Source organism: Salinispirillum marinum (assembly GCF_042650105.1).
Taxonomy (GTDB): Bacteria; Pseudomonadota; Gammaproteobacteria; order Pseudomonadales; family Natronospirillaceae; genus Salinispirillum; species Salinispirillum marinum.
Map to the genome: position 1 here is coordinate 425715 of NZ_JBHSAL010000002.1, position 25829 is coordinate 451543.

The window sequence follows — 25829 nt, forward strand, 5'->3', positions numbered from 1 at the left end:
GCAAATAATTTATTAGGCCAGCACCATGAGTAAACGCCGCTTTAATGCCGCAAAATCCCGTAAGGCTGCGACCGAAAAAAAGGCCAAGAAGCGAACCCCATGGCAACGACTGCGCCGGTTAAAGGGGTTACTGGTTGTTGCTGTCGGATTGTTGGTGGTATTTGGGACGGCTTGGTTCTACCAAGCGCAAAATGCGTATCTTCGTGATGTCAGCGTCATTGGGAACGGTAGTCCTACCGTGGTGCAATTGTATGACCAGAATTGTTCGACGTGCCGACAACTGGACCGTAATGCGGAAGCAGCGGTAGAGCAAGTGTCGACCGAATTGCAGTTCCGTGTATTGAACTTAAACACCGTCTCTGGCCGTCAATTCGCCCAGCGTTATCAAGGCGGGCAAACGACGTTGTTATACTTTGACCGGACAGGGCGTCACGTGAACACGATAACCGGCGTACAAAGTACGGATTTTTTAGTCAATTCTTTTCAACAACTGCTTGGAACGCTTTGAGAGCAGTCCAAGCCGGCTAAGGCGTTCCAGGACGCCTTGGCATCGACTGTCTAGCCTGTTCGGCCGCCTTCCAATCAACATCTACGTACAAGTGTTTTTCATCATCTGACAAACTGACTTGGCCTTCCCACGGCATCATTCGGTAGGCTGGGTTCTCTTCGCTCGCAAAGGTGAAGAAAGGATACTTTATGATGTCGAAATAGGGGGAGTAGTCGAAGTCAGATGGTACATTTAACAACGGGTTGCGCTGGAACAGGCGGATCTGGTTGCCATCACCGCGCTTGATCAGTGGCAAAATGGGGTAATGAATACTGGCGAATGCTTCGGCGATCATGGTTGAACAAACCGTCCTCGTGTGGCCGCCTAACTGCCATTCGAACAATGACGAGCGTAAACGTCGGGGAAAAATACTCCAAGGCAAATAGAAGCGCGCCAAATCAAAAATTTGCCGTATGTTGTACTCGGTGCCTAGTCGGTTAACCGCATAGGCAATCACCTGTTGTCCATCGCGATACCGCAGATCGCGCGGTCGGCAAATACGCAGGTGTTTTTGATCGTAGACATAGAGGGGTCGGATCACCGTGCCTAGGCCCAACTGACTTTCGGCAATGAGTTGAATGTCGGGCTGACCATCGAAAAACTGTCGAATACGTTCACGCAGGCGAGGGTCTTCAATATCATGCAGGCGCCCGATATACAGTGCTGCATGGGACCAGCGACTTTGGGTAACGGTTTTAATGACTTCAGCGACACGGGATTTCCCTTCAACCAATAATACATCCCCCGGCTTGATTTCGTGGCGTAAACGCTCGAAATCACTCATAGGATAACTGTTGTCTTCATGCTCTTTGGTTAACCAACCTTCTACCCGCTTCAGTAAGCGCGTTAACATTTTCTGCGTACTCCCTTGAATTGTCGCTATTTTTCAGCCAAGTTATCGGTACTTTTGCAACAGATAAAAACCTATGCTGACCCCAGTCTTTCAAAATGCCCAGTTAGCCCCTACGGAGCTGACCATTTTAAATGCGGCCATCAATCTGGCGATACGTATGTCTACCGACCATCTCAGTATGACACAGATTCAAAAAGCTGCAGGGGTGAGTAAAGCGAGTCTTTATCATTATTTCGCCAGCAAATTGGATGTTTGGTCCGGCATCCTACTGGAAGAAGAATTGGAACGTGCCCAACAGGCCGAGCGGTTACTGCAAGAGGGCAGTTTAGATGCTTGGGAAGACTATTTTTATTATCTGACTCTACATCCCTCAAAGTTGGCTGTGTTGCAACAAATGGAAACGGCCTTACGCCATGCCAATCCCGATTTGGAGCGCTATCGTGCGTGGTTGCAACAGCGCCGTCAGTTTATGGAAGTGATGGTTGATGCAGCACAACAGCGTGGATGTGAGGCGGGGCAGGCACAACAACGAGTCGCTATGGTTTGGGCGACCTTAGAAGGCTGGTTGCGCCTGCACAATGAGCCCGATTTTAGAGGGTTGTGTGCGGGCAAACAGACCTTTGCAAAAACCTTGGCGCAGCAATTTGCGCAGTGGGTTTGGCACCATGCTTGATCTATCGACTTTGGGCCGTGACTTAACAACAGAACAAGGCTTTCGTCGAGCACCTACGCACCTATGGCAGCCTGCAGTTTGTGGCGATATTGATATTCGTATCGATCCACAAGGGCAATGGTTTCATGAAGGCGACATGATTCGTCGCACGGGGTTGGTTCGGCTCTTGGCGAGTATCCTAACCTTTGATGGTACCGATTATTGGCTCATTACGCCGGTGGAGAAGATGCGCATCCTAGTGGAGGACTTGCCCTTTATCGTAGTGGAGCTTGTGGATGAAGCTGCGGGCCTAAAGGCGAGGACCAATGTGGGTGAGCAAATCGCCCTAGCTGAACCGTGGGATCTCTCACCATGTTTTGATGGTGAATGGCGCCCTTGCATTCAGTTGGGGCAGGGTCTAGGGGCTCGACTATCACGGAATTTGTACTACGATTTAGTGCACCAAGCCAGTGCTTCAGGGATCGTTGAAGAACAGCGCTTAGTCTGGCAGTCGCACGGTATGAAGCTGCCGCTTGGGCTTGTAGAGTAGACGACGCTGGAGTCGACCTGACATGGCCACGCACGCGTGGCTGGCCATGTCGCAGCACTGGGCTACATGTTGGGGTAGTTCGGCCCGCCACCGCCTTCGGGTGCCACCCAGGTGATGTTCTGTGCCGGATCCTTTATGTCGCATGTTTTACAGTGCACACAGTTCTGCGCATTGATCTGGAACCGACGTTGATCACCTTCGGTGACGATTTCATACACGCCTGCCGGGCAGTAGCGTTGTGCGGGCTCAGCAAATTCTTCCCAGTTTGACCCCGTTGGAATGGTGATGTCGGCCAGTTGCAAGTGAACCGGCTGGTCCTCTTCATGGTTGGTATTAGACACAAACACGGACGAGAGGCGATCAAAACTCAGCACATTGTCGGGCTTCGGATACTCGATTTTGGGCTGCGTACGTGCCGACTTCAAGGTCGCATGATCGGCGTCTTTATTTCGCCATGTCCACGGTAGCTTACCGTTAAACAGGTTTAAATCGACAAACGCGTAAGCACCCCCAATCAAGTTGCCAAACTTGTGCATCGCTGGACCAAAATTGCGCTGCTGATGCAACTCTGTCCAGACCCAAGACTCCACAAACGCTTGGTCGTAGGGCAGTGCGCCTGGCGTCGCCCAATCTTTTTTCGCTTCGGCGTAGACCACCTCGGCCGCCACCATGCCTGATTTCATCGCTGTATGGCTGCCTTTTATCTTGGCGAAATTCAAGGTACCGGCGTCGCAGCCCATCAAAAGCCCCCCTGGAAAGGCCATTTTAGGCAAGGATTGAATGCCACCTTTAGCAATGGCACGTGCACCATAGGACACCCGAGTACCACCCTGTAATACTTTGGCAATGGCTGGGTGGTGTTTCAGGCGCTGAAACTCTTCAAACGGGGACAGATAAGGGTTGGTGTAACTGAGGTCTGTGATTAAGCCCACCACCACCTGACCATTCTGCAAGTGATACAAGAACGCCCCACCTGTAGCGCCGTGTTCTGCTAATGGCCAACCCGTGCCATGCACCACTTTTCCGGGTTCGCGTTGCGCTTCAGGAATGTCCCATAACTCTTTGATTCCTATGCCATAATGCTGCGGATCGGAATCTTTATCCAAGTTAAATTGACGAATTAACTGTTTGCCGATATGGCCTCGCGCGCCCTCGGCAAAGAGCGTTACATTGGCCCGTAATTCCATGCCCGGCATGAAGCTGTCTTTCGCTTCGCCATCACGACCCACGCCCATGTCGCCGGTGATTACACCCGCCACCCGGCCATCTTCAATGATGGGTTGCTGTGCGGCAAAGCCTGGAAAGATTTCGACACCCAAGGCTTCCGCTTGTTCGGCCAACCAGCGACACAGGTTGCCCAAAGAAATGATATAGTTGCCGTCATTGTGCATGGTTTTCGGCGCTAAGAGTCCTGGTACCTTAATGGCGCTCGTCGCGCTGGTGAAATACAGGATGTCGTCTGCTTGTACCGGGGTATCCAGGGGTGCGCCACGGTCTGCCCAATCAGGGAACAGTTCGTTTAAGGCTCGGGGTTCAAATACGGCACCCGATAGAATATGAGCACCGACTTCAGAGCCTTTTTCCAACACGCACACGGAAAGTTCGCGCTCGTCTTGTTGCGCCAGCTGCTTGAGTTTGATGGCGGCCGACAGTCCGGCAGGGCCGGCACCGACAATGACCACATCAAAGGTCATAGAATCGCGTTCCATAATAGGGCTCCCAGTGAAAGCGGATAATCGCTCAGTTGTTTTTATGGATTCGTAGTAACAAACCCATGCGGTTGGAGGGCAATATACCGAGTCCGGTAAATAATTCAAACAACTGTTTGAAATTAATGGACGAAAGCTCCAAGATACCCCCAGCCAGAACACACAGTTTCATTAAAAGAGAACAATGCGGGTCTAGCGCTCGTGGTTCTATTAATAAGAGGAAGGGCAATGAAGGTATTGGTCGCGATAAAGCGCGTGATCGACTACAACGTTAAGGTTCGTGTTAAAGCGGACAACAGCGATGTGGATCTCACGAATGTTAAAATGGCAATGAATCCGTTTTGTGAAATTGCGGTAGAAGAAGCCGTGCGGTTAAAAGAGCAGGGTATTGCCAGTGAAATTGTGGTGGTGACCGTTGGCCCCGCAAAAGCCGAAGAGCAACTGCGTCAAGCGTTGGCCTTGGGTGCCGACCGCGCCATCTTGGTGCCGACCGATGAGAATGTAACCTCACTGAATGTTGCTAAGATCTTGCAAGCCTTGGTTGTCCAAGAACAGCCGGATTTGGTCTTGCTGGGCAAACAAGCCATTGATTCAGACAATAATCAAACGGGGCAGATGCTGGCACAGTTAACCGGCATGGCACAAGGCACCTTTGCGTCTGTGGTTAAAGTGGCGGATGGTAAGGCTGAAGTCACGCGTGAAGTAGACGGTGGTCTGCAAACGGTGTCCCTATCGTTGCCAGCGGTGGTGACCACCGATTTACGTTTGAACGAGCCACGTTTTGCGAAACTTCCAGACATCATGAAGGCCAAGCGAAAGCCACTCGATAAAAAAGAGATCGCCGAGCTGGGCGTAACCTTGAAATCCACCGTCAATCTTGTGCGCGTTGATCCTCCAGCCGAACGCAAAGGCGGTGGTAAAGTGGCCTCGGTCGCCGAACTGGTTGATAAATTGAAGAATGAAGCGAAGGTGATTTGATATGAGCACATTGGTAATTGCAGATCACAACCACGGTCAATTTAATGCAGCAACCCACAATGTGGTTGCTGCAGCCGTGCAATTGGGTGCCGATGTTCATGTCTTGGTGGCCGGGCTGAATGTCAGCGAAGCTGCGGAAGCAGCGGCGAAAATTTCCAGTGTAAGCAAGGTACTGGTTGCCGATCATGCCGTCTATGAACACAATTTGGCTGAACCCATGGCCGCATTGGTTTCTGGTTTAGCGGCGGACTATGATGCCGTGCTGGCATTAGCCAATACCACCGGGAAGAACTTCTTGCCACGCGTCGCCGCGATTCTGGATGTCGAGCAAATTTCTGACATCATCGCTGTGGTATCTGCCGACACCTTTAAGCGGCCGATCTATGCGGGCAACGCCATTGCAACCGTAAAGGTGAACGAACCAAAGAAAGTGATTACGGTGCGCAGCACCGGTTTTGACCCCGTGGGCGAACAAGCCGCGTGCGCTATTGAACCGGTTACTGTGGTGGTGGAAAACGCCTTGTCCGCCTTCAGTGGTGAAGAGCTGGCCAAATCGGATCGGCCTGAATTGACGGCGGCTCGGGTCGTTATTTCCGGTGGTCGCGGGATGGGCAACGGGGAAAACTTCAAGTTGCTGGATGGTATCGCGGATAAACTCAGTGCGGCCATTGGTGCCTCACGTGCAGCCGTGGATGCAGGCTTTGTACCCAACGACATGCAAGTGGGTCAAACCGGTAAAATCGTTGCGCCTGAGCTCTATATCGCGGTTGGTATTTCAGGACAAATCCAACACTTGGCGGGTATGAAAGACAGCAAAGTTATTGTTGCCATCAATAAGGACGAAGAAGCGCCAATATTCCAAGTCGCAGACTATGGTTTGGTTGCGGATCTGTTCACTGCATTACCAGAATTAGAGCAAGCGCTCTAAGTCCTCCATGGATCCGGCAAGGAAGCCTGGATCTACACCCCGTAAACCCCTCACCACCATTGGACGTTAACGCGTTCCGTAGTATGCTTCCCGGCTTAATAATCCTTGATCGCCATAGGGAACTTTCATGCGCTGGAATCAGCCACCGCCGAACAGCATCCAAAAAAACCGTGACCTATTGCGTCAAGCCGACGAACGCATTTCGCGCCAAGGCCGTATCAGTGTTTTTGGGCACTTATTGATCTTTTTGTACGTTGAGTGGCTCACCGGATTCCAAGCGATAGACCCCATTTTTAGCTATGTGCTGGGCGTTGTGATGCTGCTGGTTGCCATGCTGCGGTTGTATTACTTGGTGCAGTTTGAAAGCATTTACCCTTCCGGGCCGCAACGGTGGCGCAGGGTTTATGGCTGGGTCACGTTGTTCGGCGCCGTTGCCTGGTCGGCGTTCCTGACCCTGACCATTCTCTTACCGCAATACGAAGTGCCGGAAGCCTTTATCTGGATTTATACCGCTGGTGTGTGTGCTACGCACATTTACATATTCGCGCCGTATCCGGCGATGGCGCAGTGGTATTTGCGTATTATGTTGATCCCTGCGGCGGTGGCGAGCATCGTTTTGTTTGACCTCAATGCAACCAGCCTTGGGGTTGGCGTGTTGCTGTTTTATGGTTTCATGCGCACCACCAGTGAACAAATATCCCAACAATATTGGGCAGCCGCTGAAAACCGTTATCAGCTGGAAAACGAGTTGTCCCGGGTCAGTGCGTCAGAACATCGACTGGTCAGAAAAGTCGACAACAGTGACCGGTTTATGACTCAATTGATGGCCATCATAAAAACGCCTCTTAATGGCGTGCTCGGCATGTTAAGTCTCTTGTCTGCCGCCAAATTGCGCCAGGAAGAGCACAATTTAGTGACGGTGGCGTCACAAAGTGCAAATTCGTTGGCGGAGCTGGTGGAAGACTTCGACACCTATTTACGGGTTAAAGGCAACATGTTGTCGGGTGACAACAAGGTGTTTAATTTTACCCGCAGCATTGAAAACGTCATGGAAGCCTTAGGGCCATTAGCGCATGAGCACAATTTGGAATTAACCTACATTCTGTCACCCGGAACGCCGGAACGCGTGGTGGGCAATGTTCGGCAGATCAACACGTTATTAAAGCAACTCACCAATTTTGCCATTAATACCGGTGAAACCGGTGAAGTGAGTTTGAAAGTCAGTACAGCGCAAGAACGGGTAGGGGTTAATGTTTCGGTTCGCTTTACCGCTGATCTAGAAAATAGCCTGCTGGACGATATTCAAATGATGCTACGCGAGCGTCAAGGCATAGAGTCCCTTGAAAAGATCGACGTTAATATTCTCAGCCTCATCATCACGGCCAGCCTGGTGCAGCAATGTGGCGGGGAAATCAATTTAAACATCCTGAGCTTGGATGAGCCGCGTCTGTTGCAAGTCAATGTCTATCTACCCATAGAAACCTCCACCCAAAGCAACCGTGCCTTTCAGCCCAATCGTCACTTTCATGGCAAATCGGCCAGTATTGCGGGCTTTCCGGCGGTTTCTAAACAGGCGATTCAAGCCGAGCTGGAAAGCTGGGGGATGACGGTAACCTGTCAAACGGTGGATGAATTGCTGTCCTTGGGTGATGCCATTTACGCCATTGACTATGTTTTGGTGAATATTCCGTTGCACACCACAGAAGAAGAGCAAGAGGCCATCAAAGGACTGGTTGCGCTGACTGACGCCAATGGTGATGACGATAAACCCCGCATCTATTTTCAAGCCAGTGCCGCGCAGCAAGCGCTCTTGCGCCAGTGGATACGCGCCGACTTAATGATCAGCAAACCAGTTTCCCGGCGTACTTTGCATCGCTGGATGCTGGACCGTAAAACATGGCGGGATGATTTGGATGAGCACATTACGCAGCGCCTGATCGGTTTTAAAGTGCTGATTGCCGAAGAAAATCATGTCAATGGTATGATCGCACAAAAAATTCTTGAACGTTTGGGGGTGGAGTCGGAGCTGGTGACGTCGGCACAAGAGGCCTTGGAGAAGTTTCGTCAAGAGAGCTTCGACATGGTATGGGTCGATCAATACCTTAGTGACATGACCGGGCATGAGCTGGTCGCCTTACTGCGCAATGAAGAGAAACAACAGGGCACAGGGCCGGTAACCTTGCTGGGTCTGACCGATGCAAAATCCGTCAGTATTGAGCGTAATTGCCAAGCGGCGGGCATGGACGATGTGTTAGCAAAACCGCTGAATTTACCCCTTGTTGCGGAGACATTGCAGCGTCATCTGGTGTAAAGTCAACGCTGAAAATAAACAACAAGTACAGTCAGGCAGTTCATGAGCGAGCAAGAAACGCCAAGGTTGGCCGAAGCAGACCCTATTTTGCCCATGAGGGAGTTGGAACGCATGCCGTTTGCCTATGCAAAACGGCATGGTGTTATCATCGCGCAGGCGGATCAGGGTGCCGTGCTATATCTGCGTGAAAATACGCCACCTTTTGCCATTCAAGAAGCGGTGCGTTGGCATGGCCATATGCTGCCGTTTGAAATCCTGGACAATGAACAGTTCGAACAAGCCTTGGTGTTGGCCTATCAAACGCAAAATGAAGACCGCATGCAGCAAGCGGATGATTTTGACGATCTCGATCTGATTGCATTGGCGAACTCTGTTCCCGAAACCGAAGATTTATTGGAGCAAGCCGATGATGCGCCCATTATCCGGCTCATCAATGCCATTCTGACCGAAGCCGTGCATGAAGCCGCTTCCGATATTCATGTTGAAACCTTTGAGAAGCGTTTGGTCGTTCGTTTTCGCGTTGACGGTGTATTGCGTGAAGTGCTGCAACCCAAACGGGCACTGGCCCCGTTGTTGATTTCCCGAATTAAGGTCATGGCAAAATTGGATATCGCTGAGAAGCGCTTACCCCAAGACGGTCGCATAGCGTTGAAAGTTGCCGGACGAGAAGTCGATATCCGAGTCAGTACCTTACCCTCCAGCCATGGTGAGCGCGTGGTGATGCGTTTGCTCGACAAGCAAGCAGGGCGGTTAAACCTCAGCCATCTGGGTATGCACAAACGGGACCTAGACCTTTTGCGCACCATGATCGCTCGGCCACACGGGATTATCCTAGTGACGGGGCCAACGGGGTCAGGGAAAAGCACAACGCTTTATGCGGCGCTCGAACATCTGAATTCTGCAGAACGCAACATCATGACGGTAGAAGACCCCATTGAATACAGCTTGCCGGGTATCGGCCAGACGCAAGTAAATACCAAGGTCGATATGACCTTTGCTCGAGGCTTGCGCGCCATTCTGCGCCAGGATCCCGATGTGGTGATGATTGGCGAAATACGCGACGTCGATACCGTAGAAATTGCCGTACAAGCGAGTTTAACCGGCCATCTGGTGTTGAGCACTTTGCACACCAATTCTGCCGTGGGTGCGGTAACACGCTTGCAAGATATGGGTGTAGAGCCCTTTTTATTGTCGTCCAGTTTAGTCGGGGTGTTGGCGCAGCGTTTGGTGCGCACCCTCTGCCCGGATTGCAAACAAGCTGCGAAACCTTCGGCGGCTGAGTGCAAGATTCTCAATCTGGAACCCAATGCCAACGTCGACATCTTTCATGCGACCGGATGTAAACGCTGTAAGCAAGCCGGATATCGTGGCCGTGTAGGGTTGTATGAACTGGTGCCTATTACCGATAAGATGCGCGCCGCCATTCATGATCGGGCCAGCGAACAAGAGCTGGAGCGTCTGGCGCGCAAGAAAACCACCAGCATCTTTCAAGATGGCCTAGAAAAGGTACTCAGTGGTCAAACGACCTTGGAAGAGGTCATGCGCGTGTGTAGGAATGTTTAATTATGGCCGCGTTTGAATACAGCGCGCTGGATGAGCGGGGTAAACAAAGGAAGGGCGTTCTGGAGGGTGACAGTGCCCGCCAAATTCGTACTCAGCTCAGAGACCAAGGCTGGATGCCGCTATCGGTAGAACGCACGACCGAGCGCCAGACCAACACACTTTGGTCATCGCGCGCCAGTGTGTCCGTCTCGGAACTCGCCCTGATCACCCGTCAGTTATCCACCTTGGTGGCATCCAGTATGCCCTTGGAAGAATGCTTGCGCGCAGTGGCTGAACAAAGTGATTCGCGTCGCCTACGCGCCATGATGATGTCCGTGCGTGGCAAAGTGCTCGAAGGGTACAGCCTTGCAACGGCGCTGGCGGAATATCCCAGAGCGTTTAACGGGCAATTCCGGGCCACCATTGATGCCGGTGAGCATTCTGGAAAGCTCGATTTGGTGTTAACGCGCCTCGCAGACTATGTTGAGGAACAAGAAGAAACACGCCGAAAGCTGCAAATGGCAGCTACCTATCCCGTCATTTTGACCGTGGTGGCTATTGGTATCGTAGTCTTTTTGTTGAATAACGTGGTGCCACGCATCACCGATGTGTTTACATCGAGTGGACAGATTTTACCTCGCCCTACCATTATGCTCATCAGTGTGACCGAGTTTGTGCAAAATTATTGGCTCTATGGCTTAATGCTCGGGTTCTTACTGGGGCTGCTTTTTGTGCTGTGGAACCGATCGCCAACGCGCTTATTTCATACGCATCGGCTGTATTTAAGGGTACCTTTTGTCGGTCGATTGATCCGTGGATTCAGTACCTCACGGTTTGCCAGTACCGTGGCTATGCTGGCCAGCAGTGGCGTGCCCTTGGTGGACGCCATGCGTATCGCCGGCTCGGTCGTAACCAATTTACCTATTCGTCGATCTGTGTTGGAAGCAACTCGAAAAGTTAGCGAGGGTGGGGGGCTTAGCCAAGCGTTGAAGGAAACCGGTTATTTTCCGCCCATGATGATACACATGGTGGCCAGTGGCGAAAGCAGTGGCAACCTAGATGACATGTTGGCGCGAACGGCCAGAACGCAAGAGCAGGCGCTGAAAGATGTCATCGCCACGGTCGTGGGGTTGCTGGAACCGTTGATGCTGGTGCTGATGGGGCTCATCGTCATGATCATCTTGCTGGCGGTGGTCCTGCCACTGACCCAAATGAATGCCATGGTCGGTTAATAATTATTGTTTAGGTTAGAAATTAGGAATCGTTAATGAAGAAAAGTACGGGATTTACCCTGATTGAATTGATGGTGGTGCTGGTCATTATTGCGGTTTTGACGGGCTTGGTTGCACAGAACTTCATCGGCCGTGATCATGAAGCTCGGGTCGGTGCAGCGCGGGCGGACTTTACCTCCATTGAAAACGCCTTAACAACCTATCGGTTAGACAACCAAAATTACCCCAGTACGGAACAAGGCATCGATGCTTTGATGAGCCAACCGGGCGGATCGCCCGTGCCGCGCAACTGGCGTGGGCCTTATTTACGCCGGGCACCCATTGACCCATGGGGTAACCCTTATGTCTACATTAATCAGGGCAGCAATCAGATAGAGATCATCTCTTATGGAGCTGATGGTCAACCCGGTGGTGCAGGCGACGATGCAGACCTATCCAGTTTGGGCGACAGCAACTAGACCCATGGTTCGATCTACGTGCTCACGGTACCACGATCACGGGTTTACCTTAATAGAACTCATGGTGGTGCTGGTGTTGATTTCCGTTGTCGGCGGCATGGTGGTGTTATCGCTTGGCAATGGTGATCGTGAACGCCGCTATCAACGGGAATTAACCGGCTTGCAGCAATTCGTAGCCCAAGCCTACAACCGGGCGCGATTGGAGAATCAAACCATGGCACTGCAATGGCATCGAGATGGTGTAACGTTAATGCGCTTGTCCGCCAGCATTGATGAGCAAGGAAACCCGCTCATCGGTGGCGAGGTGACAGAGGAATGGCAAACACCTGATGCGTTGCTTTTTCAGCTGTCATTAGCCGAGCAAGCCATTCCGCTCGGAAGGCAAGCTGAAGCCAACAAAACACCCGAGCATGCGCATTGGCATATCCTACCGGATGGCACTAGTGAGCGGCCATGGGCCGTGAGCGTCGTATGGGAAGATGATCTCAGTGTTTGGCAGCGCTTGCTCAGTGATGGCCTGAATCCACCTCAATGGCGTTGGTCTGACGGGTAACCTATGGCAGTTTCTCCAACGGTTAACCGTCATCATCGTCGCAGGGCAGGTTTTACCTTGCTGGAAGTCATGATTGCGCTGGCGGTATTTGCCGTTCTGGCCAGCAGTGTCGTGGTCGTGGTGACACAAGCAGTCAGTAATGCGGATGGATTGCAACAACGGACTTATGGCATGTGGGTGGCAGAAAACACCCTGAACGAATTGCGGTTAACGGGGGCGCCAGCCAACAATACGTACCAGAAAACCGTTGATAATTTTGGCCGCCAATGGACGGTCTCCTGGCAGGTAGAAAACACCCAGTCAGTTACCTATGGCCCCTTTGTTCGTCGCGTCACCATTTCGGTATTTCCCGAAGGCAGTGCACAATCGATGGCGGAGTTAACGGCGCTGCTTGAGGTGCCATTGCAATGATGGCGCGTGGCTTCACGTTATTGGAATTGTTAATAGCCATAACGCTATCGGCGATATTGGCTCTGGGCACGGTCAACCTGGTGCAGCAAATGAGTATCAGCCAGGAAAGAGTGCATGGCTCTGCCGATACTTTGGATCGACTCACCTTAGCCAAACACCGAATTACCGATGATGTGCAGCAGTTCGTGCCGTTGCGGCCAACGGCTGACGAATTTGGCAACCCACAACCGGCAGTAAGCTTGTCAACGTCCGGGGAGTTAACCTTCACCCGTCATGGCTGGGCACAGGGTATTATTAACCCGGCGCATCGCTCCAATTTGCAACGCGTACATTATGCCCTGATTGATATTCAAGACGACGCGTGCCGAATGGGTTTGAATGCCGCGCAATGGGAGCAGCGTACAACGCTCACCGGGCAGTGTCTGGTGCGTCGTTATCGCCAGCACCTTGAGGCGGAGCGGGACAACCCCTGGCTGTCACAAGTGGTGCTGGCCCCGATTAAAAATCTGCGCTGGCGGGTACAGACCCATGCCGATGACGGGGCTGAATGGCAAGAAGAATGGCCACCATTTCGCGCGAATGAAGCCGTTGCCCTGCAGGCACTTGAGCTGGTCTTTGATCATGAAAATGTTGGTACGGTGCGATTCTTTTGGGCGTTGCCGCAAAGTGTGCCGGTGCCGGAGGCCTCGGAATGAAGCCACCCATTGCGCAACGCGGTGTTGCTCTCATTCAAGTATTGTTGATTTTTGCGTTGGTGACCACGTTGGCGACGCATATTGTCTATCGTCAAAGTCTGACCATTGCGACGACGCAATACACGCTGCAACAGGCGCAGGGCAAGGCTTGGCTGTACAGCATTGAAGCCTTAGCGATGGCCGATTTGGCCCTGGATCTCGGAGGCCTTAGCGATGAAGAAACATGGGGCGAGTGGTCACCTGAGTTTGCTCTGGATGCGGAGGCCGATATCGGTAATGCGCAGTGGCGTATTCATCCTCTCCAGCAACGCTTTAATTTGAATTGGCTGCATCCAGATGCCGACCGACCCGATGCACAAGCGCAACTCGAACGGCTGCTTGAACTGGAAGGTTACTCGCCCGCATGGGCACAGCGTGCAGCGGACTGGATGGACAGTCGCAGTGGTGCCGAATTCGAGTATCGATTGCTCACACCCGGCTACCGGCCGTCCTTTTTACCGCTCGCGGATCCCAGTGAATTGCGCCTACTTGAACCGCAAAATGGTACATTAGAGCCACTTGCCTTGGGCGAGTGGGGAACAATGCTGCCCCTGTGGGCACCCTTAGACTTGGCGCGGGCGACCGAGAATATGATTCGCGCCTTACACCCCGATATTGACCAAAGCCATTGGCAGGCTTTAGAGGGAGTGCGCCGCAATGGTATGGTAGGGCCGGAAGACTGGCTGGGTTTAGAGATTATGGAGCCCTTTTTAGAGATTCTAAATCCGGACGACTTTACCCATGAAGGGGAGTTTTACCTCATGGAAGCTCGCGTAGAATTTCTGGAGCAGCTACTCTATCTGACCAGTTGGATTCATCGCGACCCGTCGGGTGAAATGCGGGTCTACCAGCGCCATCATTTACCGATCATTGAAACAGGCACCACCGTCGATAATTAACAGTTGGGATTTCATGAAAGCATCCAGGATCATGGTGTATCCAGACAGCCGCCTAAGACATTGTGTCTGGCAGGTGTTAGGGCACGACATTGAACAGCAGCACGGACAAGGCAGCATTGTGGAATGGCAGGCGGCCATGCAAGCGGAGCCCTTTGCCAGCTTACCCTGCACCGTCATTCTGCCTGTGGAATGTGCTTTACATACCGTGCTGGAAGTTCCGCGTCAGCAACGCCGTTACTTACATCGAACGTTGCCCTATGCCCTGGAAGCCCAAACGGCGCAAGACATCGACCAACTGCATATTGTTCCTGCGGGTTTTTCACGCGGTGATTTTCTCAGCGTGATCGCTTTACCACATGCCATCATGCAGCAGATTCAACAATGGTTTACGTCCTTACCGTTAACCTTATCCGATGTTTTATTGGATACCCAAATTCTGACCGGACAGGATCCCAATACGCTGCATTTGGCGTGGTATGGTGACCGCGTTGTGGTCAGTGTGCAGGGGCGGGGGATGGCGTGTAGTCGTACGGGATTAATGCAATGGATCGAACGACTGTTGAATCCTACGCAAGAGGGTACACCGGTACGGTACTTTCTGGACCCCGAATACAACGATCAACAAAGCATCCTGGACGCCGAATTGGCGCAAAATTTTACCGATATTGCCCTGTCAGATGGCTCACGCTCTACTTTGTTGGCGTCGCTTGTGGCCCAATACCCACACCGAACACACGCCAGCAATCTATTGAGCGGTCCCTACGAGCCTAAAACGGCTTGGAGCAGTTACAAACATTGGTTTCCTGTAACGGCAATGGCAGTGGTAGTCTTTGTTGTTACCACCTTGGTGCACAGTGTCATTAGTACCCGTCAATTGCAGCAAGAAGCAGAAGCAACCTGGTCTCTGGTCGGTCAACTCTATCAGCAAGCGACGGGTGATACGCGACCCTTCAATCGTTTTCAGTACCGTGCCATCATCGAAGGGCGCCTACAAAATACCTCGGTCATTACGGATGATGATGCGCAATTGGTGCCGTTTTTGTTCCGGCTCCAAGAGGCCAATCAAGGCATTAACTTGCCTTTTCAAGAGCTACGATATACGGCCGATCGCCGTGAAATACAGCTTCAAGTGACGGCATCCTCCACGGAGGTTTTAGAAAACTTTCGCCGCCAATTGGAAACGGCAGAGTTGACGGTCAGTTATTCGGCCAGTCGGGTTGATAATGGATTTCGCGGCAACTTTCAAATCCGCTGGGCAGAGGCCACACTATGAACGCAATCTGGGCTACCTTAGTGCAGCGCTGGCAGCAATACAGCCGCTCAGAACAACTGATCGTTGCTGGTATTGGCAGCGTTACCGTACTGGTTTTAAGCTGGCTTATGCTTTGGCAACCCCTTATGGATTGGCAAGCCCGTGTTGCACGTGATCATCAAGTCGCTACGGAGAGTTTATCCTGGCTGAGTGACGTGGCGCCTCGGGTGAGAAATATGGGTTCTCCAAGCACGGAGGTAGAAGCGAATAATCCACAAAGCCTAACCAATTTAATCAGTGAAAGCGCCCGGCAAAATAATCTCAGCTTGAGTCGGTTCGAGCAAAACGGCCCACAAGGGTTGCGGTTTTGGTTGGACAATCAGCGGTTCGACCACGCGCTGCGATGGATGTCTGACTTGGAAGGTCAGGGACTTTTGCTGGATCAAATCACCATCAGTCAAACCAGTCGAGCTGGCTTGGTGAATATCCGCGGTGTTGCCCAACGCCGTTAAGTCGGCGCTGAACGCACTATTGCGCTGCCATAGCGACGAGTTCTTCCAGCGGCATCGGTCGGCCAAATAAGTAACCCTGATAGGCCTCACAGCCATAGTTCGTCAACGCAATACACTGCGCTTCGGTTTCTACACCTTCTGCAATAACGGAAATATCCAACCCTTTCGCCAAGGTGACGATGGTTTGCGCGATGGTGGTATGGTTGGCCTGCTCGGCCAAATCCTGCACAAATGACTGATCGATTTTCAACTGGTCCAAGGGCAGTTGCCGCAAATACGACAGCGACGAATACCCAGTGCCAAAGTCATCCAATGAAAAGGTCACCCCGTGCACCCTCAGTTGATGCATTTTTTGAATGGTGTCTTCAACATCGTTCAACAGCATGCTTTCCGTCAACTCAAGCTTTAAACGCTGTGCATTGGCGCCAGAGTGGTGGAGGGCAGAGATTACCTGATCGACAAAATCAACCTGCACCAATTGTCGAGCGCTGATGTTGATCGCCAACGACAACTCTGCCGTTTTGGGCGATTGCGCCCACTGTGCCAGAACGGCACAAGCGGACTCTAAAACCCATTGGCCCAAGGGTAGAATTAACCCCGTCTCTTCGGCGACGGAAATAAATCCGCCAGGTGCCACCAAGCCGCGCGTTGGATGGTTCCAGCGGAGCAGGGCTTCAGCGCCTATCAATTGGCGCGACTGACCCATTTGGGGTTGAAAATACAAGACAAATTCATGATTGTGCATCCCTTTGCGAATATCGTTCGCAACCTCCGCATGCTCCAAAACGCGGGCCTGCATGGAAGGATTAAAAAACCGACGTGTGTTACGACCAGCCGCTTTGGCTTGATACATGGCGAGATCGGCTTGTTTCAATAGTTCATCGAACGTGTCTTGCTCACCTTGAAAGAGGGTAATGCCAATACTTAAGGTACTGAATTGCTCAATTCCTCCAATGTAATAGGGTGCGGGTAAGGTTTCGAGAATGGTTTCGGCGAGCACCTCTACTTGCTGTGAGGCGATATCCAGATCAATATCTAAGTCTTCCAACAAAATGATGAATTCGTCTCCGCCAATGCGCGCCACCGTGTCGCTCTTGCGCACACAATTAAGCAGTCGATTGGCAACCTGTTTCAGCAACAAATCTCCGACATCATGGCCGCGGGTATCGTTCAACGTTTTGAAGTCGTCTAAATCGATGTAAAGAATCGCACCTGATTTTCTATGGCGCACGCTGGCGGCAATCGCTTGATCCAACCGATCCATTAACAACTGGCGATTGGGTAAGCCTGTCAACTGGTCGTAGAAGGCCAGTTGGGTAATCTTCATTTCAGCGGCCTTGCGCTGTGTGGCATCGATTAGGGTCACCACATAATTGATGACGGTGTCGTCATCATCGGTGCGTACGGCGGTGATGCTGGTCCATTGTAAGTAGTCATCTCCATTTTTGCGCCGGTTCCATACTTCACCTTGCCACGAGTCATTGGCGTCTAGGGCCGCATCAATGTCACTAAAAAACGTGGTTTCGTGGCGATCAGACTTTATGAGGTCTAACGGCTGGCCAATGGCTTCCTCGGTGCTGTAACCGGTGATTTCAGAGAAGGCTTCATTGGCGCGCAAAATGATGCGATTCTGATCGGTAACGATCATACCCTCTGTCGACTCGAATACGGTGGCTGCCACGTTCAGGTCCTGCACCATTTCCTGCATTGCAGAGCCAACTTGGTTGTACTCTTTAATTCCGCCATGCACGTATACGGCTCCACGAGTACCACTCTGAATGTCTTGGATGTATTTCATCAAGCGCCCTACATTCTGGGCATGACTTAAATGAATTAACCATGCGGCAATCAGCAGGAGCACGATAAAGCCGCCCGACAACAGGAAGAAGGTTTGTTGATAACTTTCGGTCAGCGACGGGAAACGATCAGCTGAAATACCCACTTCAGTCCAAATATTATTGATGCCGCCGGGCAGCGACATGGCTTCGCGTAGTAGGTAAACATTGTTACTGATGTCCACTTCGCCCATTTGTGGTTGGCGATCCAGCTCACTGACAAAATTAACGCCTGCATGGCGCAGTAAGACCTGGCCTTCATAGCCTAGCTTTAGAATATCCAGATCTGCCCGATCCGCGATCTCGCTTAAAAAAGCACGGTTTTGACCCACAGCCAAACCAATGAACATATATCCGCGCAGTTGAATGGTCGCCGGGTCGAACAGCGGAACGGACTTGATCAATACCGTCAGATTGTCGGTACTGACCACACTCCATCGGTTTGAGTAAATAAAGGGCGCACGCATGGCGGCAAACAGGGGTTCAATATCGTACAGCGGCAAACCGGCGTCGAACACCAGTTCATTCTCATTATCCACGATAAAGAAGACATCCAAATTTGCGCCCAGGGCCGAATCCTGAAACATAAAAGCCATGTCTTCTACCAGGACATCAAGGGGGCTCTCTTCTTCTTGCGTATCAACCACCGAAGTGAAAATACGATTGGCTGCCGCACTTTGCAGGTAAACATCCAACAGACCCAAGCGGATTTCAATGAGGTTTTCCACGGCCCGGTGACGCTGCTGTAATGCACTGTCGATTTCTTGCTGTAAGCTCTGTTCGGCGGTGCGATAGGCATAGGCCATGCTGACCAACAACGCCAATAAGCCCAGAGCGCCAAATACTAAAGCGATGCGGGTAGTGAATTTGAGTTCCAAAAACCCAGCCCGACGGCGCGAGTTCGCTGCGGCATGCGATAGCGGCATATTATTGAGCGCCTGCTGAATGAATATTGATCATTTTTCGGCATCTTTTAAAAATCAGAGCGTTTAACCATTTCATGATCAATCACCAAAATCAGCGATTAATCGCTGAAATTCCTGTGTCTGTCGACGCAGCGTCGCCATGACATCATTTTCAGATAAGAACATCAGGGGCAGCCTGACTTGCTCTGTTGCTTCCATGAATCGACGATCACGGGTTGCAGCATCCAATGCCTTGGACAGCACCTGCACATCTTCCTCGGCGGTGTTAAGGGGCAACGTAATGACTCTTAGGTTGGTCATTCCTGCTTGGTAACCCATCTCGCGGTGGGTCGGTGCACTCGGATAGTAGATTAAGCGTTCATCTGACAGACCTAATAAAACTCGCATATCACCCGCATCAGTAAATTGCGTATGCGTACCGCCACTAAAGGCTATATCGACATCACCGGAAACGACCAATGGGGCCATGCCAGCGCCTCCCGTTGTGGGAATAACACGAAAGTTAATGCCTTCTTTTTGGCTAATTAAATTCATTAAGAATCGGTCTTGAGGCGACTGTGACGCCACGGCAATCTCTTCTTGTGTGCGGGCATAGGCTAAAAAATCAGCCCAGGTTTGCCAGGGCTGAGTGCCGCCGGTGACAATGGCTGACTGGTCCATAGCCAAGGCGGCGATATGACGCACACTGTCCCATTGATAAGATGTACTGGTGGTCAAGGGCGTAAACGTAAAGGGCAGGCTAGGGCCATAGAGAAAAACGTAGGCACCTTCTTGGCTGGCCGCCAGCATAGCGGCGGCTACCGCACCTCCGGCACCGGGTTGATACAGCAATTCCACGGGTTGGTTCAATTGGTCTGAAAGCGCTTCGGCTAAGGCTTTGGCCTGAATGTCCACGCTGCCACCCGGGTTGAACCCGACCAGCAAGGTCAGTGGTCTATTAGGAAAGTCATTACCTGTTGCCAGTCCGGTCAGCATGAGTGACAGGATCAACGCAATAATGACCGGCGGCGCTTTATAATTATGCATGTGGTTACTTCTTGTGTCGCCGATGTTCGGCCCTGATTCTTCATGACTCATGGCATGATTCGAGTCTTGATCTGGGCTCATTATGCTGTGTGTACTGAACTTTAGTGTAGGAGTCGTCTTGTCGTTTGTCTACCTACAACGACTTGAGAACCGGCAGCAACATTTGATTCCTCAGGTCATCACGGAACTCTGATACTATTTCTCCATCTTAAGAACATTATTTTGAGTGGGGAGTTGTTGATGGACTTTGATCTTTTTGTCATAGGGGCCGGTTCCGGTGGCGTCCGTGCCGCTCGAATGAGTGCGCAGCTCGGTGCCCGCGTCGCGGTTGCCGAGGTCAGTGATTTAGGTGGCACCTGTGTCAATGTGGGTTGCGTACCGAAAAAGTTGTTTGTGTACGCGGCTCAGTTTGCACAGGGTTTTGTGGACGCTCGTGAATTCGGCTATGACAGCGCCGTACCGGAGTTCGACTGGGTGCGCTTACGCGACAACAAAGACAAAGAGATTGCTCGTTTAAACGGGATCTATGGCGACTTGTTGACCAATGCGGGTGTGCAGCTCATTCGTGGCCGGGCCGAAATGGTTGGCCAGCATGAAGTGAGGGTGAACGGGCACACATACAGCGCGGAAAAAATTCTTATTGCCACCGGTGGATGGCCCTTTGTACCCGACATTCCCGGTCGGGAACATATCATCACCAGCAACGAAGTGTTTCATTTGACGACCTGGCCGAAACGGGCTGTGGTTATCGGAGGAGGGTACATTGGGGTTGAATTTGCCGGCATTTTCAACGCGACGGGCGTGCAAACGACACTGGTGCATCGTGGTGATCAACTGTTGCGAGGGTTCGATGATGACATTCGGCAGTTCGCCTATGAGCAATATCAGGTCTCAGGTATTGACGTTCAGTTGAACGCCGATGTAGCCCGTGTTGAACCGAATGCCGCGGGTTATCGGGTAACCCTCACCAACGGACAGACCCTGGAAACGGATCTGGTGTTAGGCTGTACGGGCAGAAAACCCAATGTGAACGGCTTGGGATTGGCTGCGGTTGGCGTACATCTGAATGAAAAAGGTGGAATAGCGGTAGACGCACAGTACGCGACCAGTGTGCCGAACATCTACGCCATTGGGGATGTTACCGGCGGTATTGCTTTAACCCCGGTCGCTTTAGCGGAAGGCATGTTCTTGGCCCACGAATGGTTCGGCCAAGGCGGTCGCCCGGTACGGTACGATGCTATACCCACTGCGGTATTCTCCCAGCCCAATATAGCAACCGTTGGGCTCACCGAAGAGCAAGCGCGCAAGTCCCATAACGTTGAGATTTACCGATCCAGTTTCCGACCGATGCAAAATACTCTGTCGGGCAATCCCGTGCGTGCCATGATGAAACTCGTGGTGTGTCGGGATACCCAGCGCATTCTCGGTGCTCATATGGTCGGGCCCGATGCCGGTGAAATCATGCAAGGCATCGGCATTGCCTATGCCATGGGTGCTACCAAGGCCGATTTTGATCAGACCATTGGTATTCACCCAACCGCGGCAGAAGAGTTTGTCACCATGCGAACGCCTGTGTCCTAAATGCTGTCCGTGCCTGTCGGTCCACAGGCACATTGGCCCAAACGTGTGTGCGTGGTAGAATCGCCGCCTTTTTCGACCATGGCATGGAATACTGGATATGAAACGCGACCTCGCATTGCAATTTTCACGGGTCACCGAAGCGGCCGCCTTGGCAGGCCATAAATGGCTGGGGCGTGGCGATAAAAATGCTGCCGACCAAGCGGCGGTCAGCGTCATGCGGAGCTTGCTCAATAAAAGTGAAATAGACGGTGAAATTGTCATTGGCGAAGGCGAGATCGACGAAGCCCCCATGCTTTACATTGGTGAAAAAGTCGGCCTCGGTGGTGAGCCGGTCGACATCGCCGTAGACCCCATTGAAGGCACCCGGATGACGGCCATGGGGCAATCCAATGCTATTGCCGTGTTAGCGGCTGGTGAACGAGGCTGTTTTCTGAAAGCACCCGATATGTACATGGAAAAGCTGGTGGTAGGACCGAACGCCCGCGGAGCTATCGATATCGATTTGCCTTTGGCTGAGAACGTAAAAAACGTCGCGCAAGCATTGGGCAAAAGCCTCAAAGACATGACTGTGGTGACGCTCGCCAAACCGCGTCACGACAAAATGATTCGCTTATTACAAAGCATGGGTGTGCGGGTGTTTGCGTTACCGGATGGTGATGTTGCTGCTTCGATTCTTACCAGCGTACCGGAAAGTCAGGTCGATATGATGTATTGCATCGGTGGCGCACCAGAGGGTGTGATTTCCGCTGCGGTTATTCGGGCGTTAGGTGGCGACATGCATGGTCGCCTCGTGTTGCGGAAAGATGCCAAAGGTGAATCGCCCGAAAACATAGCGGCCAGCGAATGGGAAGCACAACGTTGTGTCGAGATGGGTGTAGAGCATGGTGTTAAGCTGACGTTGCAAGATATGGTGCGGTCGGACAACCTGGTATTCTCGGCAACAGGCATCACCAAGGGAGATTTGCTGGATGGGGTAACCCGTGATGGTATTCTGGCCACCACAGAAACATTACTCATTCGCGGTAAATCGCGCACAGTAAGACGAATCAAGAGTACGCATTATTTAGATCGAAAGGATGATGAAGTGAGACAGCTTATTCAGTAAAACGTCATTGGACTCAATCTGGCGGTGTTACAAATGGTTTCAAAATGCTCACTTACTTTAGAGTAAGCTCCGCTTCCTCAAACATTTTTGCCTAGCCAGCTTATCGCCACTGAGTTTTTAGCTCATCGGTTATTCTGGAAAAAGGGGGTTTCCCCCCTAATTATTAGCCTTCTGGCTGGTCAAGATAGGTGGTATCCGCCAATCCATTGCTCAACCATAACATGAATTCATCGTGTTCTTTCGCCGTTAAATCTGAACGTTTTACTTGAGCTTCCAGTGCTAACATCAGGATTTGCGGGTCAAAGTTCACGTATTGCAATACTTTGCTGACGGTATCGCCACGCTGCCAATGCGACAATACAGCTTCACCTTCTTCAAAGATGACGTTCACCGCATCGGTATCACCGAACAGGTTATGCAAATCACCTAGAATTTCCTGATATGCGCCCACCAGGAAGAAGCCAAGCAACGAATTTGAGACTTCCATCGGCGGATAAGGCAGGGTGGTTTCAATACCTTCGCCATCCACATAGTGGTCAATACGACCATCAGAATCACAGGTTATGTCACGAATCACGCCACGTCGGGTCGGCTCCTGATCCAAATCACGCAGCGGGATGATTGGGAAAATTTGTTTGATTCCCCAGGCATCCGGCATGGACTGGAACAATGAGAAGTTAGCGAAGACTTTATCGGCCATCTGCTCATTCAGCTCATCAATGATCAGCCGTTGTGTTTGCTTGGCCGGGTTCAACGTCTTCATCAAATGAAAGGCGGTGGCGCGCATGATTTGTTCACACGCCGAACGTTCGGTGAGGCTTAACTGGCCATGAGTAAAGGCTTGGTTAATGTCCTGCGTGAAGGTCACCAGATCATGATGCACTTCGATCAGGCTGCGTTCACGAGCCAAGGCATCGCGGTAGTTATCCCAGATACTGAGCAACAATGGATGGCTGTCTTCTTCCGGCTCCGCTAATTCATGCACGGCATTGCGTTCAATACCAATCACATTGGTCATCAACACCGCGTGGTGGGCTGTAACCGCTCGCCCGGATTCACTGAAAATGTCTGGCTGGGGTAGGTCATTCAAAACCGCTGCTTCACGGAACGCATGCACGACTTTTTTGGCGTATTCGTCGGTCGAATAGTTCATCGAGCAGACATTGCGTGAGGCCGTGCCTTCGTAATCAACACCTAGGCCACCACCCACGTCTACCACGTCGATGGGCATGCCTAAGCCACGCAGTTCGGTGTAGAAACGTGCAGCTTCGCGCAACCCGACCTGAATGTCTTGAATATTGGCGATTTGGCTTCCCAAGTGGAAATGCAGCAACTGAAAGGCATTCACTTGATTGCGGCTTTGCAGAATCTCGATAGTGCGCAAGATCTCACTCGCCGACAGGCCAAATTTTGACTTGTAGCCCCCCGTATCTTGCCAATTGCCTTTACCAACCGTCGACAATCGTGCCCGTACGCCAATGCGTGGCGCAACGCCCAGCTCTTCTGCGATGTTCAAAACATCAATTAGCTCACTGGACTTTTCTAAGACGATATAAACACGGTGGCCTAATCGCTCACCGACCAAGGCCAGGCGAATGTAATCTTTGTCTTTATAGCCGTTGCAGACAATGGTTGACTTGCCGGGTTCAGACACCGCCAAAACCGCCAGCAACTCGGGTTTACTGCCGGCTTCAAGACCAATGCGACCGTTCAATACACGCTTTTGACCCGCGACAATTTCTTCCACCACTTGGCGTTGCTGATTCACCTTGATCGGGTAAATCGGCATAAATTGACCCGCGTACTCTTCATATTCGATGGCACGTTGAAAACTGCTCACCAAATTAGCGACCCGGTGGTGCAAAATGTGAGGGAATCTAACCAGCACAGGCAGTTCAAGGCCTTTCTCCTGCACCAATTCTAAGATCTTAGCAAAGCTGACCGATGCATTTGTATCCGGATCACGGACGGTAACGTCGCCGTTCTCGGCCACATCGAAGTAGCCCGCACCCCAACGATTAAAATTGTACAAAGCCACACTGTCTTGAGCGGTCCAATTGGTCACCGGCGTCCTCCTATGATTAAGTCGCGCAGTCTAAGGCTAGTTGTTGTGCATGCCAACAGCAAGCAGGGTGGAAAAAATGCTGGTCGAACGGGTTTATGCGTTAAAACTGAAAGGACAGTTGCGGATGGCTCATGTCCTGCAGCCCGATCTGTATGCCCACCAGCCGAACGGGTTTGCCATTTCCGCGCTGCCAAGCCTCAGCCAGCAAGCTCGTGATATCGTCACGGGTGACCTGTCGGCAGGCTTTTTCTGCCGTGGTGAGAATAAAGTCATTAAATTTTAGCTTCACGCCAATTGACTTCACCGCCTTCAATTGCCGGCTTGATGATAAGCGATCATGTAGGCGAGGCCAGAGTTCAAGCGCTTTATGCAGGCACTCCTCGGCACTGATCAAGTCTTCGCTGAGTGTTCTTTCCACGCCCACCGACTTTCGTTCACGCGATGTGTTTACCGGACGATGATCAACGCCTCGAACACGCTGCAATAAACTTTCCGCCAAAGAACCACAGTGTTTTACCACCAAATGCAAAGGCGCTTCACGCACATCGTCACATTGAAACCAGCCCAAGGCGGCAAGGCGCTCGGCAGTTTTTTGCCCAATACCTGGGATACGACTCAAGGGCAGATTCTGCACGAAGGCGTCGACCTGATCGGGGCGAACCACGCACAATCCATTCGGCTTGTTTTCGTCGCTGGCAATTTTGGCCAGAAACTTGTTGGGTGCCACGCCCGCCGAAGCGGTTAAACCGGTTTCTTCGAAGATGGTTTGCCGCAGGTGTTCGGCCATGCGCGTGGCGCTCCCTTGAAATAATGCCGAATCGGTCACGTCTAAATAGGCTTCATCCATCGACAACGGCTCTATGAGATCGGTGTAGCGCATCATAATAGTGCGAATCTGTTCACTGGCTTGCCGGTATTTTTCCATCTGACCGGGGATCAGCGTCAGGTGTGGGCAGAGCTTTAGCGCTTGGCCCGTGGGCATCGCCGAGCGCACGCCATAGGCACGGGCTGGGTAATTGCAGGTGGCGATAACCCCTCGATTGACGCGTCCACCAATGGCGATCGGAATGTCTCGCAGTCTAGGGTTATCACGCATTTCCACTGCAGCAAAAAAACAATCCATGTCGACGTGAATGATTTTGCGATGAGCCTGCATATCATGCACCAAAT

Annotated in this window: 23 protein-coding genes; 17 read left to right on the top strand and 6 right to left on the bottom strand. The window is 51.8% G+C overall.

The genetic code is table 11. The features are described from left to right. Positions 1 to 25: 25 nt before the first annotated feature. Positions 26 to 508: a hypothetical protein gene (locus ACFOSD_RS09120; RefSeq protein WP_380695715.1), complete on the top strand. Its 483-nt coding sequence runs from the start codon at positions 26 to 28 to the stop codon at positions 506 to 508. A gap of 16 nt (positions 509 to 524) precedes the next feature. On the opposite strand, the gene ACFOSD_RS09125 is transcribed toward ACFOSD_RS09120, so the two are convergent. Further along, on the bottom strand, positions 525 to 1400 hold the full coding sequence (locus ACFOSD_RS09125; RefSeq protein ID WP_380695717.1) for a YiiX/YebB-like N1pC/P60 family cysteine hydrolase: 876 nt from the start codon (positions 1398 to 1400) through the stop codon (positions 525 to 527). A 73-nt stretch (positions 1401 to 1473) separates the two neighbouring features. Between ACFOSD_RS09125 and ACFOSD_RS09130 the strand changes: the two genes are divergently transcribed. Beyond that, on the top strand, positions 1474 to 2073 hold the full coding sequence (locus tag ACFOSD_RS09130; RefSeq protein WP_380695719.1) for a TetR/AcrR family transcriptional regulator: 600 nt from the start codon (positions 1474 to 1476) through the stop codon (positions 2071 to 2073). Further along, positions 2066 to 2602, top strand: a complete 537-nt coding sequence (locus ACFOSD_RS09135; protein WP_380695721.1) for a DUF1285 domain-containing protein — start codon at positions 2066 to 2068, stop codon at positions 2600 to 2602. The genes ACFOSD_RS09130 and ACFOSD_RS09135 overlap by 8 nt, the downstream gene beginning before the upstream one ends. A gap of 62 nt (positions 2603 to 2664) precedes the next feature. Here the strand turns inward: ACFOSD_RS09135 and ACFOSD_RS09140 are convergent, their stop codons facing one another. Further along, entirely contained in the window at positions 2665 to 4311 is a 1647-nt protein-coding gene (locus ACFOSD_RS09140) for an electron transfer flavoprotein-ubiquinone oxidoreductase (protein ID WP_380695723.1), read from the bottom strand. A gap of 228 nt (positions 4312 to 4539) precedes the next feature. Between ACFOSD_RS09140 and ACFOSD_RS09145 the strand changes: the two genes are divergently transcribed. From ACFOSD_RS09145 to gspM, 12 genes are all read left to right on the top strand, one after another. Beyond that, positions 4540 to 5289: an electron transfer flavoprotein subunit beta/FixA family protein gene (locus tag ACFOSD_RS09145; RefSeq protein WP_380695725.1), complete on the top strand. Its 750-nt coding sequence runs from the start codon at positions 4540 to 4542 to the stop codon at positions 5287 to 5289. 1 nt (position 5290) lies between these two features. Next, positions 5291 to 6217, top strand: coding sequence for an electron transfer flavoprotein subunit alpha/FixB family protein (locus ACFOSD_RS09150; RefSeq protein ID WP_380695727.1), 927 nt, complete (start codon positions 5291 to 5293; stop codon positions 6215 to 6217). A gap of 127 nt (positions 6218 to 6344) precedes the next feature. Continuing rightward, positions 6345 to 8528 carry a response regulator gene (locus ACFOSD_RS09155; protein ID WP_380695729.1) on the top strand — a complete coding sequence of 728 codons (2184 nt, stop codon included), beginning with the start codon at positions 6345 to 6347 and terminating at the stop codon, positions 8526 to 8528. A 42-nt stretch (positions 8529 to 8570) separates the two neighbouring features. Continuing rightward, complete coding sequence (gene gspE / locus ACFOSD_RS09160; RefSeq protein ID WP_380695731.1) at positions 8571 to 10091, top strand: type II secretion system ATPase GspE; 1521 nt, start codon at positions 8571 to 8573, stop codon at positions 10089 to 10091. A gap of 2 nt (positions 10092 to 10093) precedes the next feature. Then, complete coding sequence (gspF, locus tag ACFOSD_RS09165; RefSeq protein ID WP_380695733.1) at positions 10094 to 11302, top strand: type II secretion system inner membrane protein GspF; 1209 nt, start codon at positions 10094 to 10096, stop codon at positions 11300 to 11302. A 35-nt stretch (positions 11303 to 11337) separates the two neighbouring features. Next, a complete protein-coding gene (gene gspG / locus ACFOSD_RS09170; protein ID WP_380695735.1) occupies positions 11338 to 11760 on the top strand; it encodes a type II secretion system major pseudopilin GspG in 423 nt (140 codons plus the stop codon). 4 nt (positions 11761 to 11764) lie between these two features. Beyond that, a complete protein-coding gene (locus ACFOSD_RS09175; protein WP_380695737.1) occupies positions 11765 to 12313 on the top strand; it encodes a pilus assembly FimT family protein in 549 nt (182 codons plus the stop codon). Positions 12314 to 12316: 3 nt separating this feature from the next. Next, entirely contained in the window at positions 12317 to 12724 is a 408-nt protein-coding gene (gspI, locus tag ACFOSD_RS09180) for a type II secretion system minor pseudopilin GspI (protein ID WP_380695739.1), read from the top strand. Next, on the top strand, positions 12721 to 13419 hold the full coding sequence (locus ACFOSD_RS09185; RefSeq protein ID WP_380695741.1) for a type II secretion system protein GspJ: 699 nt from the start codon (positions 12721 to 12723) through the stop codon (positions 13417 to 13419). The genes gspI and ACFOSD_RS09185 overlap by 4 nt, the downstream gene beginning before the upstream one ends. Further along, positions 13416 to 14357, top strand: coding sequence for a type II secretion system minor pseudopilin (locus ACFOSD_RS09190; RefSeq protein WP_380695743.1), 942 nt, complete (start codon positions 13416 to 13418; stop codon positions 14355 to 14357). Before ACFOSD_RS09185 ends, ACFOSD_RS09190 begins: the two co-directional genes overlap by 4 nt. 13 nt (positions 14358 to 14370) lie before the next feature. Next, a complete protein-coding gene (gene gspL, locus ACFOSD_RS09195) occupies positions 14371 to 15630 on the top strand; it encodes a type II secretion system protein GspL (protein ID WP_380695745.1) in 1260 nt (419 codons plus the stop codon). Continuing rightward, entirely contained in the window at positions 15627 to 16121 is a 495-nt protein-coding gene (gene gspM / locus ACFOSD_RS09200) for a type II secretion system protein GspM (RefSeq protein ID WP_380695747.1), read from the top strand. The genes gspL and gspM overlap by 4 nt, the downstream gene beginning before the upstream one ends. Before the next feature lie 16 nt (positions 16122 to 16137). Here the strand turns inward: gspM and ACFOSD_RS09205 are convergent, their stop codons facing one another. Further along, the gene (locus ACFOSD_RS09205; RefSeq protein WP_380695749.1) at positions 16138 to 18882 is read right to left on the bottom strand and encodes an EAL domain-containing protein; all 2745 of its coding nucleotides are present in this window, start codon (positions 18880 to 18882) and stop codon (positions 16138 to 16140) included. A gap of 78 nt (positions 18883 to 18960) precedes the next feature. Next, complete coding sequence (locus tag ACFOSD_RS09210) at positions 18961 to 19908, bottom strand: tripartite tricarboxylate transporter substrate-binding protein (RefSeq protein WP_380695751.1); 948 nt, start codon at positions 19906 to 19908, stop codon at positions 18961 to 18963. Positions 19909 to 20148: 240 nt separating this feature from the next. On the opposite strand from ACFOSD_RS09210, the gene gorA reads away from it, so the two are divergent. Beyond that, on the top strand, positions 20149 to 21489 hold the full coding sequence (gene gorA / locus ACFOSD_RS09215; protein ID WP_380695753.1) for a glutathione-disulfide reductase: 1341 nt from the start codon (positions 20149 to 20151) through the stop codon (positions 21487 to 21489). A gap of 97 nt (positions 21490 to 21586) precedes the next feature. Next, positions 21587 to 22594 carry a class II fructose-bisphosphatase gene (gene glpX / locus ACFOSD_RS09220; protein WP_380695755.1) on the top strand — a complete coding sequence of 336 codons (1008 nt, stop codon included), beginning with the start codon at positions 21587 to 21589 and terminating at the stop codon, positions 22592 to 22594. Positions 22595 to 22757: 163 nt separating this feature from the next. On the opposite strand, the gene speA is transcribed toward glpX, so the two are convergent. Next, positions 22758 to 24659 carry a biosynthetic arginine decarboxylase gene (speA, locus tag ACFOSD_RS09225; protein ID WP_380695757.1) on the bottom strand — a complete coding sequence of 634 codons (1902 nt, stop codon included), beginning with the start codon at positions 24657 to 24659 and terminating at the stop codon, positions 22758 to 22760. Between the two features lie 100 nt (positions 24660 to 24759). After that, a complete protein-coding gene (dinB, locus tag ACFOSD_RS09230; RefSeq protein WP_380695759.1) occupies positions 24760 to 25815 on the bottom strand; it encodes a DNA polymerase IV in 1056 nt (351 codons plus the stop codon). Positions 25816 to 25829: the final 14 nt, after the last annotated feature.